A 15,637-nucleotide genomic window follows, 5' to 3' on the forward strand; every position below is an offset into this window, starting at 1 on the left:
CGGAGATAAATTGATGAGAAAAATCACCCCCAACGATCTCGGGGCCACCATGTATGTTCCCGCGACGCATCCGGAACTGACGCGCATTGCCCGCGGAGAAAAATATCCGGAACTGCTGTCGATGGTGATCTGTCTGGAAGATGCCGTGCTGGATCGCGATATCCCGCAAGCGCTGGATAACCTGCGTAAGACGCTGTTCATTCTCAAGAGCCCGCGCAATTTCAGCGACGGGCCGCTGGTGTTTATCCGCCCGCGAAGCACCGCTATGGCTGCCAGACTGGTGGCTGATAAAACATTTTGTTTGCACGCGGCTGACGGTCTGGTGTTGCCAAAGTTTACGTTATCCTCACTCGATACCTGGCTGCGCATTACTGCAGGCACCCATCTGCTGTGGATGCCAACGCTGGAAGATTCCGAGGTGTATGACGTCACCAAAATGCAGCAGATGGCCGACGCGCTGAAAGCCAAAGCCGCCAACCGCGTACTGGCGCTGCGCATTGGTGGTAACGATCTGATGAGCGTATTGGGTTTGCGCCGTAGTAAGGAACATACGCTGTACGAAGGTCCGCTCGGCTATGTGATCAAAATGCTGGTGAGCGTGTTCGGCGCACAGGGTTTCGCGCTGACGTCCCCGGTGTGTGAATTAATCGAACCCGACGACATGCTAAGGCGCGAACTCAAACAGGATATCCTGCATGGACTGGTCGGTAAAACGGCTATCCATCCCAGTCAGATCCCAGTCATCCACCAAGCCCTGCGCGTCGCCCCGCGCGACTATCAGGAGGCGTTACGCATCCTCAATGCCGACAGCGCGGTTTATAAATCCGACGGTGCCATGTGTGAACCTGCGACACACATCAATTGGGCCCACAGGATTATTCAACAGGGGAAGAAATATGGGTACAGGGAGACAAGCCCTTGCGAGCAGGATCTGGGGACTGCCGCCCAAACCGGCTAATGCTTTAACTTCAGGACCTTGGGTCGCCACCCAATCTGGCTTTAAGGCCAAGACCTTGGGTTGCCACCCAAACTGGCTTTAAGGTCAAAGTCGTGGGCGCCGGCCCACACCGGGTTAAGGGCAGTAAACGCTGCCCTTAACAATCCTGCGTTTTTTTGCTGCTGTAGCACCGCAGCTGCGCTGGTCACAATGGCCGTGTTTCAGGGATTTCCGTTATAACCGCAAAATGTCGTCGCTTAGGCGATGCCTTCGCTGCGGGCTCCAACCCGCGTAAAAAGACTCGCGGTTTTCCACCTCTTGCTCAGCGCCATTTTTGAATGCGGTCCACGCATCTAAAACAACACTTGGTCTGCGCCTTCCCCTCTCCACGAGGGGAAGGCGGGGATGGGGTGTGGGTGTGGGTTTGGGTTTGGGTTTGGGTTTGGGTTTGGGTTTGGGTTTGGGTTTGGGTTTGGGTTTGGGTTTGGGTTTGGGTTTGGGTTTGGGTTTGGGTTTGGGTTTTGAAGTTAGAAAAGCCTCGGCCGCATTCAGAAATGCCGCTGAACGAGAGGTGGAAAACCGCGTGTGTGTTTTCGCGGGTTGTAACCCGAAGAGAAGGAACCGCAACGCGGCGGTATTTCGCGGCTATAACAGAGATACCTGAAACACGGCCATCCCAACTTGCGCAGCAACGGAGTAAATAAAACGCGGGATTGATAAGGGGATTCGTTTCAATCTCCTTATCCCGGTGTGGGCCGGCGCCCACGACCTTGACGTTGAAGTTGAAGTTGAAGTTGAAGTTGAAGTTGAATTCAAAATTGAATTTGAAATTAAAACCAAAACCACATACAGTCCCGCCCCTTCTTTGGCATGGGGAATAGTGATGTTTATTGGATTTGACTACGGCACCGCAAATTGTTCAGTCGCCGTGATGCGCGATAATAACGCCCACCTGCTGGCGTTAGAAAACAACGATCCTTATTTACCCTCCATGCTGTGCGCGCCTACGCGTGAAGCGGTCAGCGAATGGCTAAACCGTCACGGACAGGTTCCGCCGGGCAGTGACGACAATATTGCGCTGTTACGCCGCAGTATCAATTTTAACCGTGAGGAAGATATTCAGGTTAACGCCAACAGCGTGAATTTTGGTTTGCACGCTCTTTCTACCTATATAGAAGATCCGGAAGAAGTCTATTTCGTGCGCTCGCCCAAATCCTTCCTGGGCGCTAATGGTCTGAAACCCCAACAGATTGCGCTGTTTGAAGATCTGGTCTGTGCCATGATGTTTCATATCAAACGTCAGGCAGAAAGCGCACTGCAACAAAGCATCGAACAGACGGTCATTGGCCGTCCGATTAACTTTCAGGGCATGGGTGGTGAAGAAGCCAACCGTCAGGCACAGGGGATTTTGCAACGTGCCGCCGAACGGGCGGGTTTCCGCGATATTGCTTTCCAGTTTGAGCCGGTCGCGGCGGGTCTTGATTTTGAAGCCACGCTGAGCGAAGAAAAAACCGTACTGGTCGTTGATATCGGCGGCGGAACCACCGACTGTTCAGTCCTGTTGATGGGGCCGCAATGGCGAGACAAAGCCGAGCGCCAACAAAGTCTGCTTGGCCACAGCGGCTGCCGCGTGGGCGGAAACGATCTGGATATTATGACCGCGTTTAAACAGCTGACACCGCTGTTTGGTATGGGCAGTGAAACGGCGAAGGGCATTGCCATTCCATCCCTGCCCTACTGGAACGCCGTTGCGACCAACGACGTGCCTGCCCAACTGGATTTCTACAGCGTGGCCAATGGTCGCATATTGCGCGATTTAATCCGCGATGCCGCTCAGCCACAGCAGGTGAAACGCCTGCTGAAAGTGCATCAACAACGTCTGAGCTATCGTCTGGTACGGATGGCGGAAGAGAGCAAAATCGCGCTGTCTGCGCGTGAAAACGTCACGGCGACACTGGACTTTATCGAAGCAGGCCTGACGGAGAATATCAGCCAACAACAGCTGAGTGAGGCGATTTCGCAACCGCTGGAGCGCATTCAGGAGCAAGTGAAACTGGCGCTCTCCACCAGCAATATCACGCCGGACGTGATTTACCTGACCGGAGGCAGCGCACGTTCACCGTTACTGCGCGCCGCATTACAGTCCCAACTACCCGGTATTCCACTGGTGGGGGGGAATGATTTCGGCTCGGTCACCGCCGGGCTGGCCCGCTGGGCACAAACCCTGTTCCGCTAACTGCCTGACCTCTGAATGTAAAAAACCGCCTGTGTACTCATCATGTCACAGGCGTTTTTTTTATTTTAAAGCAGGAAGATCACCAACTGCTGGCCTCGTTCAGTGCGCGGATATCCGCGTCATCCAGCGTAAGGTCAGCCGCTTTAGCCAGTTCATCCAGCTGTTGCAGTGAGGTGGCACTGACGATAGGAGACGTCACACTCGGCCGGGCGATCTGCCACGCCAGTGCGATTTGCCCCGGCTTAGCCCCGTGTTTCTGCGCCACCTGATCGAGCGCAGCAAGAATTTTCAACCCACGATCGTTGAGATACGTATCGACCACTTTGCTACCGCGCTGGCTTTTACTGGCATCCGCTTTAGTCCGGTATTTGCCGGTGAGGAACCCGCTGGCCAGCGCAAAAAAGTTGATCACCCCCAGACCGTTGTCCGATACCACTTTTTCCAGATCTTCTTCATACACTTTACGATCGCACAAATTATAGAGCGGCTGGAGGGTTTCATAGCGAGCCAGCCCGTTATCTTTACTGACTTTCAGCGCTTCAATCAGGCGCGGTGCGCTGTAGTTGGAAGCACCGACTGCGCGCACTTTACCCTCTTTGATCAGCGTATCAAACGCGGCCATCGTTTCCGCCAGCGGCGTATCGGCGTCATCATCATGGGACTGATACAGATCGATATAGTCCGTTTGCAGACGCGTGAGGGAGGCCTCAACCGCTTGTTTAATGTAACGTGGGGAAAGACCCACTTTGCCTTCGCCCATTAGTTTTCCCACCTTGGTAGCCAGGATAATCTGGTCACGCCTGCCGTTTTTTTTCAGCCAGTTGCCGATAATGGTTTCAGACTCACCGCCGCTATTGCCTTCTGCCCAGTTGGAGTACATGTCGGCGGTATCAATAAAGTTAAGTTCATGTTCGAGCAAGGCGTCGAGAAGGCTAAAAGATGTCGATTGATCAACGGTCCAGCCAAATACATTACCGCCGAAAGTTAATGTCGGTACCTGAATACCAGAACGACCCAGTTCTCTTTTACTCATGACGTGTTCCCTTTTTATGGTCAGATTGGAAATTGCTTTGTCTATGAACCATTAGCCGCAAGAGAATAACAGTAGCACCTCACCTTATAATGTCAGGCCGGATTAAGGTGTTAATTTGTTAGAGGATGAAAGTGACTCCTTATTTCCTCCATTTTTCATCTGCTGCCAATGGCTACACTAGCGTCTCAGAACAGGCTCAGAATGCCGTCGCCCTGGTCATCAATATAAAGAGTGAGATTGTGCTAAAAAGCCCTCTGCGATTTTTAATTATTCTGCTGGTGCTGCTGATTACTGCGGCAACCATCGGGTATGTCTATGTTGACAGGTCCGGTTCGGACAACATAAAAGCCAACGCGCCCAACGCGAAAAGTGCCACACGGCCTGCCGGGGGACGCCGCAATATGCCGCTGCCGCCGGTTCAGGCAGCGATGGCCACCGAAAAATCCGTGCCGCAGTATCTCAGCGGGCTTGGCACCGTGACCGCGTCCAATACCGTGACGTTACGCAGCCGGGTTGATGGTCAGTTGATGTCGCTGCATTTCACCGAAGGGCAACAGGTCAAAACCGGTGATCTACTGGCAGAGATCGACCCGCGCCAGTATCAGGTACAGCTCACACAGGCACTGGGGCAGCTCAACAAAGATCAGGCTACGCTCGATAACGCCCGTCGTGACCTGGCGCGTTACCTGCAACTGGTTAAAACTAATATGGTTTCACGTCAGGAGCTGGACACTCAGCAGTCGCTGGTGCGCCAGAGCGAAGGGGCCGTGGCGGTGGATCAGGGCGCGGTTGACAGTGCCAAACTGCAACTGACCTACAGCAAAATCACTTCGCCGATCGATGGCCGCGTTGGCCTCAAACAAGTGGATATCGGCAATATTATCTCCAGCAGCGACACCACCGGCATTGTAGTACTGACCCAAACGCAGCCAATTGACGTGATTTTCACCCTGCCCGAAGCCAGTATTGGTGCCATTGTTCAGTCGCAGCAAAACGGCCAGCCACTGACGGTGGAGGCCTGGGACCGCACTAATCAGCATCAGTTGACGCAGGGCACGTTGCTGACCCTTGATAATCAAATAGATGTCACCACCGGCACCATTAAGCTGAAAGCGCGTTTTGATAATCAGGACAACGCGTTGTTCCCCAACCAGTTCGTCAATGCCCGGCTGAAAATCGGCACGCTGAAAAATGCAGTGGTGGTGCCTACCGCTGCGGTACAAATGAGTAACGACGGCCACTTCGTCTGGGTAGTAGACAGCGATAACAAAGTCAGTAAACACATTGTGACAACCGGTACACAGGACAGTCAGCAAACCGTCGTCACCGCCGGGCTGAGCGCCGGGGTTAACGTGGTGACTGATGGTATTGACCGGCTGACCGAAGGCGCTATTGTCGAGGTCATCCAACCCGAAACTGCCGCGCAGGCCGCCGCAGCGGCCGATAAGGTGCCAGAAAAACATCATCGCCAAAGGAAGTCCTGATGCAGGTAATGCCGGATAAACCCCAGGGCGGGCCGTCACGGCTGTTTATTCTGCGCCCGGTGGCCACCACGCTGTTGATGATCGCCATTCTTCTGGCCGGTATTATCGGCTACCGCGCCCTGCCGGTTGCCGCGTTGCCAGAGGTCGACTATCCGACTATTCAGGTGATCACACTCTATCCAGGTGCCAGTCCGGATGTCACTACCTCAGCCATTACTGCACCGCTGGAGCGCCAGTTCGGGCAGATGTCCGGCCTCAAGCAGATGCAGTCGCAAAGCGCCGGTGGCGCGTCGGTCATCACCCTGCAGTTCGGTCTGGAACTGCCTCTGGATGTCGCCGAACAGGAAGTGCAGGCCGCCATCAACTCCGCAACCAATTTACTGCCCGCCGATCTGCCGAACCCGCCAGTTTATAGCAAAGTTAACCCGGCCGATCCGCCCATAATAACGCTGGCGGTAACGTCAAGCGCCCTGTCGATGACGGCGGTGGAAGATCTGGTGGAAACCCGTGTAATGCAGAAGCTGGCCCAGGTCAGCGGGGTCGGGCGGGTGAGTGTTTCCGGCGGGCAGCGCCCGGCGGTACGGGTTAAACTCAATGCGCCCGCCATGTCGGCCCTTGGGCTAACCAGCGAACAAGTGCGCGCGGCCATCGCGGCAGCTAACGTCAATTCCGCTAAGGGCAGCTTCGACGGCCCGGAGCGCTCGGTCACACTGTCCGCCAATGATCAGATGAAAACCGCCGCCGATTACCGCGCGCTGGTGATAAGTTATAAAAACGGTGCGCCGGTGCTGCTTAGCGATATCGCCAGCGTCGAGCAGGGTGCTGAAAACAGTAAACTGGCGGCGTGGGCCGACACACATCCGGCCATCGTGCTGAGTATTCAGCGCCAGCCAGGCGCCAATGTGATCACCACCGCCGACAGCATCCGGGCAATCCTGCCTGCGCTGCAACAGAACCTGCCGAAATCTGTCCACATCGAATTAGTGACTGACCGTACCGTCACCATCCGGCACTCGGTCAGCGACGTACAGTTCGAGTTATTGCTTTCCGTGGCGCTGGTGGTCATGGTGATGTACCTGTTTTTACGCAATATGGCCGCGACGCTGATCCCCAGCGTGGCCGTACCGCTGTCGCTGATTGGCACCTTTGCTGCCATGTATTTTCTGGGTTTTTCGGTCAATAATCTGACGCTGATGGCGCTGACCATCGCTACCGGGTTTGTGGTCGATGACGCCATCGTGGTGATCGAAAATATTTCGCGTTATATCGAGAAAGGCGAAACGCCGCTCAATGCCGCGCTAAAGGGGGCGGGAGAAATCGGCTTTACCATTATTTCCCTGACTTTTTCACTGATTGCCGTGCTGATCCCGCTGCTGTTTATGGGCGATATTGTCGGGCGATTATTTCGCGAATTTGCCGTGACGCTGGCAGTAGCGATTCTGATTTCCGCCGTCGTCTCGCTCACCCTCACGCCCATGATGTGCGCCCGTATGCTCAGCCATGAATCGCTGCGTAAACAGAATCGTTTTTCCCGCGCCTCGGAGCGGATATTTGAGCGCATTATCGCCACCTATGGCCGCGGCCTGACGGTGGTGCTGCGCCATCAGTGGCTGACGCTTGGGGTGGCACTTGGCATGCTGGCGCTGACCGCCCTGCTCTATGTTTTGATCCCCAAAGGCTTTTTCCCGGTGCAGGATAATGGGCTGATTCAGGGCACGCTGGTGGCGCCGCAGTCGGTGTCATTCAGTAATATGGCCACCCGTCAACAGCAGGTGGCAGCGATTATTTTGCAGGACCCGGATGTGGAGAGCCTGACGTCGTTTATCGGCGTGGACGGCACCAACCCGACGCTCAATACCGGCCGCTTACAGATTGCCCTCAAACCGCTGAGCAACCGCAGTGACAGAGTGAGCGCTATTATTCCGCGTTTGCAGGAGGCCATCGCCAGAGTGCCGGGCATTGCGCTTTATCTGCAACCCGTGCAGGACCTGACCATCGATACTCAGGTGGCACGCACGCAATATCAGTTCACCTTACAGACGCTGACTGCCGATTCGCTCGGCCGCTGGGTGCCACCGTTGCTGGATAATCTGCGCACCCTCCCGCAGTTGCAGGATGTGAGCAGTGACTGGCAGGATCAGGGGCTGGAAGCCTATATCAAGGTAGATCGCGACAGCGCCAGCCGTCTGGGCATCAGCATGACTGACGTCGACAACGCGTTATACAACGCTTTCGCCCAGCGGCTGATCTCCACCATATACACCCAGGCCAACCAGTATCGCGTGGTGCTGGAGCACGATACTGCACAGACACCCGGCCTGAGTGCCTTGCAGGATATCCGCCTGATTGGCAGCAATGGCACCAGCATTCCGCTTAGCACCATCGCTCAGTTTGAACTGCGCAAAACGCCGCTTTCGGTCAACCATCTCGACCAGTTCCTGTCGGCCAGCGTGTCGTTTAACGTAGCCCCCGGCTACTCCCTCGGCGAAGCGGTTGACGCTATAAAACAGACCCAACAGCAGCTGGCACTGCCCGCCGATATCAGCGTTCATTTTCAGGGCGCAACGCTGGCGTTTGAAGCCGCGCTCAGCAATACGCTGTGGCTTATTCTGGCCGCCGTGGTAGCAATGTACATCGTGCTTGGCGTGCTTTACGAAAGCTTCATTCACCCGGTTACTATTTTGTCGACGCTGCCAACTGCGGGCGTTGGCGCACTGCTGGCGCTGATGCTGGCAGGCAGCGAGTTGGACGTGATTGCCATCATCGGCATCATTTTGCTGATCGGTATCGTGAAGAAAAACGCCATCATGATGATCGACTTCGCGCTGGCCGCCGAACGCGATCAGGGTATGACACCGTATGACGCGATTTATCAGGCCTGCCTGCTGCGCTTCAGACCGATTTTGATGACCACGCTGGCGGCGCTGTTTGGCGCATTGCCGCTGATGCTCAGTACCGGTGTTGGCGCAGAACTGCGGCGTCCGCTGGGAATCTGTATGGTCGGCGGGCTGGTGGTCAGTCAGGTGCTGACACTGTTCACTACGCCGGTGATTTATCTGTTGTTTGACCGCTTGGCTCGCCGCCTGCGTCCACACGCCTATCCCCACACAGGATTGCCGCAGCCCGACCCTGAGCGGCCTCCGCGATGAAACTCTTCGCGCTGTTCATCCACCGGCCAGTCGCCACTACGTTGCTGACGCTGGCGATTGTGCTGGCCGGCATACTGGGTTTCCGACTACTGCCAGTGGCACCGCTACCGCAGGTGGATTATCCGGTGATTTCGGTTACCGCCTCGCTGCCGGGTGCTGACCCGGAAACCATGGCAGCGTCAGTGGCGACGCCGTTGGAAAGCACGCTAGGCCGCATTGCCGGTATTAATGAGATGACCTCCGTCAGTACCCTCGGCAGCACGCGTATCACGCTGGAGTTTAATTTTGACCGCGATATCAACGGTGCTGCGCGCGACGTGCAGGGGGCGATCAACGCGGCACAAAGTCTGTTACCCACCGGAATGCCAAACCGCCCGACCTACCGCAAAGCCAACCCTTCCGACGCACCGATCATGATCTTAACGCTGACGTCAGATACCTACAGTCAGGGCCAGCTGTACGACTTCGCCTCGACACAGCTGGCGCAAACTATTTCGCAGCTGGACGGCGTGGGTGATGTCACGGTTGGCGGCAGTTCCCTGCCTGCGGTGCGGGTCGATCTCAATCCTGATGCGCTGTTCAATCAAGGCATATCACTGGATGCAGTGCGTCAGGCGATTGCCGCGGCCAACGTGCGCAGACCGCAGGGTGCGGTGGAAGATGAGAGCCAGCGCTGGCAGATCCGCACCAATGATGCCCTCAAGACCGCTAAAGATTACGCACCGTTGGTGGTTCACGTCAGTAACGGCAATACCGTCCATCTGCGCGACGTCGCCGCCGTCAGTGACGGCGTACAGGATCAGCGCAACGCCGGGCAAACCAGCCTGGGCAACGGTGCCGTCAGACCGGCGATCCTGCTGCTTATCCGCCGCAGTGCAGACGCTAATATTATTGCCACCGTGGACGGTATCCGGGCGGAATTACCCCTGCTCCGTGAGGTGATACCGGCGGCCATCAGTTTGCAGGTGGCACAAGATCGCTCACCCACGATTCGTGCCTCACTTGATGAGGTAGAAACCTCACTGAGCATCGCTGTAGCATTGGTGATCCTGGTGGTGTTCCTGTTCCTGCGCTCGTGGCGTGCGACGCTGATCCCTGCCGTCGCCGTACCGGTGTCGCTGATCGGCAGCTTTGCGGCCATGTATCTGTGCGGCTTTAGCCTGAATAACCTGTCGCTGATGGCGCTGACCATCGCCACCGGTTTTGTGGTCGATGACGCCATCGTGGTACTGGAAAATATTTCGCGGCACATCGAAGCCGGAATGAAACCGATAGAAGCCGCACTGCAGGGTGTCAGAGAGGTCGGATTTACCGTGTTATCAATGAGCTTATCACTGGTGGCGGTGTTTATTCCGCTGCTGCTGATGAGCGGTTTACCGGGGAGGCTGTTTCGCGAGTTTGCCGTGACGCTATCCGTGGCAATAGGCATTTCCCTGTTGGTATCGCTGACGTTAACGCCGATGATGTGCGCCTGGCTACTGCGCCCTTCAGCCCTGCCTCAGCCGCCGAGAAAGCGCGGCGTCAGCCGGCTGTTGCTGCGCATGCAGCAGAGTTATGGTCGTTCGCTGAACTGGGTGCTCAACCATGCGCGCTGGGTCAGCGTGGTGCTGCTCGCGACCATCGCTCTGAATATCTGGCTCTATATTGCCATCCCAAAAACGTTCTTTCCTGAGCAAGACACCGGCCGCCTGATGGGCTTTATTCAGGCAGACCAGAGCATTTCGTTTCAGGCGATGAAAGGTAAAATGTCGGACTTTATCCGCCTGGTCAGCCAGGACAAGGATGTCGCCAACGTCACTGGCTATACCGGAGGTTCACGGACTAACAGCGGGATGATGTTTATTTCGCTCAAGCCGCTGTCGGTGCGTCAAAGTAATGCGCAGGAAGTGATTGCGCGCATCCGCACCGCGGCTTCTCAGGAAGCCGGAGCCGGGCTTTACCTCTCGGCCGTGCAGGACGTGCGCGTCGGCGGACGACAGGGAAATGCCAGTTACCAATACACGCTGCTGTCGGACAACTTGCAGGATTTACGTCAGTGGGAACCGAAAGTCACCGCCGCGCTCAGCGCGTTGCCGGAACTGGCTGATGTCAGTTCAGATCAACAAAATCAGGGCGCGGAGATGCAACTGACTTACGACCGCACCACGATGGCACGCTTGGGCATTTCGATTTCCGCTGCCAATACGCTGCTCAATAACGCCTTCGGCCAGCGGCAGATCTCCACGATTTATCAGCCGCTAAACCAGTACAAAGTGGTGATGGAAGTCGCGCCGCAATATACGCAGGATGTCAGTTCGCTGAGTAAAATGTTTATGATTAATAGCAGCGGGACCTCGGTGCCGCTCTCGTCGTTCGCCACATGGCGACCGGCCAACGCGCCGTTGCAGGTGAACCATCAGGGAATGTCGGCGGCGGCAACGATCTCCTTTAACCTGCCGGAGAGCGGCAGCCTGTCTGAAGCATCCGCAGCCATTGACCGCACCATGACTCAGCTTGGCGTACCTGCAACCCTTCATGGGCAGTACGCCGGTACCGCGCAGGTGTTTCAGGAGACGCTGAAATCTCAGCTGCTGCTGATCATCGCCGCCATTGCCACGGTATATATTGTGCTTGGTATATTGTATGAAAGTTATATTCACCCGCTGACTATTCTGTCGACCCTGCCCTCAGCGGGCGTCGGTGCGCTGCTGGCGCTGGAATTATTCAGTGCGCCGTTCAGCCTGATTGCCCTGATTGGTATTATGCTGTTGATAGGTATTGTGAAAAAAAATGCCATTATGATGGTGGACTTCGCCCTCGACGCGCAAAGACGCGGGCACCTTACCGCCCGTGAAGCGATCTTTCAGGCCTGCCTGTTGCGTTTTCGGCCCATCATGATGACCACGCTGGCGGCGTTGTTTGGTGCGCTGCCTCTGGTACTCACATCAGGCGACGGCGCAGAATTGCGCCAACCGCTTGGCATCACCATCGTCGGCGGTCTGGTCGTGAGCCAACTACTGACGCTTTACACCACGCCGGTGGTGTATCTGTTTTTTGACCGGCTGCGCAGCCGGCTCAGCCGACCATCGCGGCTGACATCACTTGCTGAGACAGATTTATGACTTCATCCCCAGAGATAACAGACGCTACGCCACCCGCCCCGCTCCCACCTTCTGTGCGCTGGCAACTGTGGATAGTGGCTTTTGGCTTTTTCATGCAGGCGCTGGACACCACCATCGTCAATACGGCGCTGCCATCAATGGCGGCCAGCCTCGGAGAAAACCCGCTGCATATGCACAGCGTGGTGGTGGCCTATGTACTGACCGTGGCCGTCATGCTGCCCGCCAGCGGCTGGCTCGCGGACCGCGTTGGTGTCAAATGGGTGTTCTTTTCGGCCATTGTACTGTTTACCCTTGGTTCGCTGCTGTGCGCGCAATCCTCCAGTTTGCAGGAACTGGTGATGTCTCGCGTGGTTCAGGGGATAGGCGGGGCAATGATGGTGCCGGTTGGGCGGCTGACGGTGCTGAAAATCGTTCCACGCAGCGAATATATGGCCGCGATGACCATGGTGACCCTACCCGGTCAGATTGGTCCGCTGCTGGGTCCTGCACTGGGCGGTTTTCTGGTGGAGTACGCCAGCTGGCACTGGATTTTTCTGATTAATCTGCCTGTCGGTCTGGCCGGATGCATCGCGACATTGATGATCATGCCTAATTATCAGATGCAGACCCGACGCTTTGATATCAGCGGTTTCGTGATGCTCGCGGTCGGCATGGCCACCCTGACGCTGGCGCTGGACGGCAGCCGTGGGCTCGGCCTTTCGCCGTGGCAGTTGGTACTGTTGGTGGCGACAGGTCTGGCATCACTGGGGATTTACTGGCTGCACGCGCGCGGCAATCTGTCAGCGCTGTTCTCGCTGCGTCTGTTCCACACGCCAACATTTAAAATTGGTCTGATTGGCAGTTTCCTTGGCCGTATCGGCAGCGGTATGTTGCCGTTTATGACCCCGGTATTTCTGCAACTCGGCATGGGGTTCACTCCCTTCAACGCCGGTCTGATGATGGTGCCGATGGTGCTCGGCAGCATGGGCATGAAGCGCGTGGTGGTTCGGCTGGTGAATAAACTCGGCTATCGGCAGGCGCTGGTCACCGCCACATTATTACTGGCGCTGATCACCCTGATCTTTCCATTCGTCGCCATTTATGGGGCATTCTGGATGATCCCGGTGGTACTGTTCTTCCAGGGCATGGTTAACTCACTGCGCTTCTCCTCAATGAATACGCTGACGCTCAAAGATCTGCCATCGCGTCTGGCGAGCAGCGGTAACAGTTTACTGTCGATGGTTATGCAGCTGTCGATGAGCCTTGGTGTCAGCATCGTGGGGATTTTTCTCGGCCTGTTCGCTCATCAGCAAGTCATTGCCGGCAGCGCCAGTATGCACAGCACTTTTCTTTATTGTTATTTATGCATGTCATTGGTTATCGCCCTGCCCGCCTGGATATTTTCACGCGTACCTGAAGGCGGCCTGAAAAACACCTTAATTGACCGCCGCCGCGCACAGGCCGCTTCACACAACCCAATGAGAAAATCATGAGACCTGGAATTACCGCCAAATTGTTTATGGCCATTTTCTTCACCTGTGGACTGGTGTTAATCACCATGAACTGGGGCGTGAGGATGAGTTTTGAACACGGATTTATCGACTATATCCGTCAAAGCAACGAGCAGCGAATGGAGCTGCTGGCCGACACTTTACAGGAACAATATAAGCAGCACGGCAACTGGGAGTTTTTGCAAAAAAACGACAAGCTGATCTATCAAATCATGCGTTCGTTTGAGCAGAACAGCGGCAGCAATCAGGCGCTGCCACCACAAGGTTGGCGGACAAAATTCTGGATCCTCGACAGTCACGACCGGCGCATTGGCGGTTCCGAAGCAACCATCCCAGCTGACCTGAAAGGTACGCGGCGTATCATGAACGTTGACGGTGTGAATATCGGTACCGTGCTTTCCACGCCCGCCGAGCGCCTGACGCGCAACGCCGATATCAACTTCGACCGTCAGCAGAACCGCACAAGTTGGATCATCGTCGGCTTCACCATTCTGCTGGCCGCCGCCGTCACTTGGCTGCTGTCACGCGGCATGCTGGCACCCGTCAAACGGCTGGTTAAGGGAACGCACCAGTTAGCAGCTGGAAATTTCAGCAGCCGGGTCAAAGTGGACAGTCAGGACGAACTTGGAAAGCTGGCGCAGGACTTCAACCAGTTGGCGATGACACTGGAAAAAAATGAGCAGATGCGGCGTGCTTTTATGGCTGATATTTCCCATGAGCTGCGCACGCCGCTGGCGGTACTGCGCGGCGAGCTGGAAGCCATGCAAGACGGCGTACGCAAGATGACGCTCGACTCGCTGGGTTCGTTGCAGTCAGAAGTCTCCATTCTGACCAAACTGGTGGATGACCTGCATCAGCTATCACTCTCTGATGCGGGTGCGCTGGCCTACCGGAAAGAGGAGATAGATGCGGTACATCTGATTCAACTGGCGGAAGCTGGCTATCGCGATCGTTTCCAGCAAAAACAGCTGAGTCTTACGAGTTCGCTACCGGAAAAAGTCATGCTGTTTGGTGACCCACAGCGCCTGTCACAGCTGTTCAATAATTTGCTGGAAAACAGCCTGCGCTATACTGACGGCGGGGGCGGTTTAGACATTATCGCCAACAAACGGGATAAATCGCTGCGTATTGTTTTTCAGGACACCGCGCCGGGCATTAATGACGAACAGTTGCAGCATATTTTCGAGCGTTTTTACCGCGCTGAAGGATCGCGCAACCGTGCCAGCGGCGGTTCTGGGTTAGGCTTGGCTATCTGCCAAAATATTGTTGAAGCCCACAGCGGGCGGATAAGTGCCAGCCATTCACCTTCCGGCGGCATCTGCATTACTCTCAATCTGCCGCTTTCCATTCCACTTGGACCGAGAAACTGAATGAATTCCTCTGTGATATCCGGCCCTGCGCCGCTGCAAATTTTGATTGTTGAAGATGAGCCGAAACTCGGTCAGCTGTTGGTTGACTACCTCGAAGCCGCCGGTTATGCCACTCAGTGGTTGTCCAACGGCAATGAAGTGGTACCGCTGGTGAAAGCGCATCCGCCCGCGATGATCCTGCTGGATTTGATGCTGCCGGGTATCAGCGGTCTGAGCATCTGCCGTGATATCCGCCAATTCTCCGATATCCCGATCATGATGGTCACCGCCAAAACCGAAGAGATCGACCGCCTTTTGGGGCTGGAGATCGGCGCGGATGATTACATCTGCAAACCTTATAGCCCGCGTGAAGTGGTCGCCAGAGTCAAAGTGATCCTGCGCCGCTGCGTGCGCCCAAGCGACAGCCCGGCCGAAGATTTCGGTCTGCACATTGACGAAGCCTGTTTTCAGGCCAGTTATAAAGGTCACGATTTGGATCTGACACCGGCGGAATTTCGCCTACTGAAAACACTGTCAGTTAAACCGGGCTACGTATTCACCCGGGAAGTGCTCCTGAATAATTTGTACGACGATTACCGCGTGGTCACTGACCGCACTATCGACAGCCACATTAAGAACTTACGCCGTAAGTTAGAGTCTATCGACGGAGATAAAGCTTTTATTCGCGCGGTTTACGGCGTGGGCTATCGCTGGGAAGCCGAGCCTTGCAGGATGGTCTGACGTCCACTTGATGTGCATAAAATGGTAAATCTGGCTTAAGTCTGCCCGTTGGATCACAGTTTTACTGATAAATACCGCTGCCAGAGGATCGCCCGCCAGCGAAAATCCTGTCGTTAA

The 15,637-nt window shown here is 55.7% G+C and carries 9 protein-coding genes; 8 read left to right on the forward strand and 1 reads right to left on the reverse strand.

The window, feature by feature from the left end; translation table 11 throughout:
- The first annotated feature begins 10 nt into the window (after positions 1-10).
- A complete protein-coding gene (locus ACMV8I_RS08535; RefSeq protein WP_498864807.1) occupies positions 11-958 on the forward strand; it encodes an HpcH/HpaI aldolase/citrate lyase family protein in 948 nt (315 codons plus the stop codon).
- Positions 959-1,820: 862 nt separating this feature from the next.
- Entirely contained in the window at positions 1,821-3,173 is a 1,353-nt protein-coding gene (gene yegD, locus ACMV8I_RS08540; RefSeq protein WP_498864808.1) for a molecular chaperone, read from the forward strand.
- A gap of 79 nt (positions 3,174-3,252) precedes the next feature.
- Here yegD and ACMV8I_RS08545 read toward each other — a convergent pair whose 3' ends face one another.
- Complete coding sequence (locus tag ACMV8I_RS08545) at positions 3,253-4,206, reverse strand: aldo/keto reductase (RefSeq protein WP_498864809.1); 954 nt, start codon at positions 4,204-4,206, stop codon at positions 3,253-3,255.
- A 224-nt stretch (positions 4,207-4,430) separates the two neighbouring features.
- Here ACMV8I_RS08545 and ACMV8I_RS08550 point away from each other — a divergent pair, with 224 nt between their 5' ends.
- Genes ACMV8I_RS08550 through baeR form a run of 6 tightly spaced genes read left to right on the forward strand, consistent with a single transcriptional unit; the run spans position 4,431 to position 15,520 of the window.
- Complete coding sequence (locus ACMV8I_RS08550) at positions 4,431-5,690, forward strand: MdtA/MuxA family multidrug efflux RND transporter periplasmic adaptor subunit (protein ID WP_498865021.1); 1,260 nt, start codon at positions 4,431-4,433, stop codon at positions 5,688-5,690.
- Positions 5,690-8,839 carry an MdtB/MuxB family multidrug efflux RND transporter permease subunit gene (locus ACMV8I_RS08555; RefSeq protein WP_498864810.1) on the forward strand — a complete coding sequence of 1,050 codons (3,150 nt, stop codon included), beginning with the start codon at positions 5,690-5,692 and terminating at the stop codon, positions 8,837-8,839. The genes ACMV8I_RS08550 and ACMV8I_RS08555 overlap by 1 nt, the downstream gene beginning before the upstream one ends.
- Positions 8,836-11,940, forward strand: a complete 3,105-nt coding sequence (gene mdtC, locus ACMV8I_RS08560) for a multidrug efflux RND transporter permease subunit MdtC (RefSeq protein ID WP_498864811.1) — start codon at positions 8,836-8,838, stop codon at positions 11,938-11,940. Before ACMV8I_RS08555 ends, mdtC begins: the two co-directional genes overlap by 4 nt.
- On the forward strand, positions 11,937-13,412 hold the full coding sequence (gene mdtD / locus ACMV8I_RS08565; protein ID WP_498864812.1) for a multidrug transporter subunit MdtD: 1,476 nt from the start codon (positions 11,937-11,939) through the stop codon (positions 13,410-13,412). Before mdtC ends, mdtD begins: the two co-directional genes overlap by 4 nt.
- Positions 13,409-14,800, forward strand: coding sequence for an envelope stress sensor histidine kinase BaeS (baeS, locus tag ACMV8I_RS08570; protein WP_498864813.1), 1,392 nt, complete (start codon positions 13,409-13,411; stop codon positions 14,798-14,800). Before mdtD ends, baeS begins: the two co-directional genes overlap by 4 nt.
- A complete protein-coding gene (gene baeR / locus ACMV8I_RS08575) occupies positions 14,801-15,520 on the forward strand; it encodes an envelope stress response regulator BaeR (RefSeq protein WP_498864814.1) in 720 nt (239 codons plus the stop codon).
- The last annotated feature ends 117 nt before the right edge of the window (positions 15,521-15,637 follow it).

The sequence above is a fragment of the Ewingella sp. S1.OA.A_B6 genome (assembly GCF_049889095.1).
GTDB lineage: Bacteria > Pseudomonadota > Gammaproteobacteria > Enterobacterales > Enterobacteriaceae > Ewingella.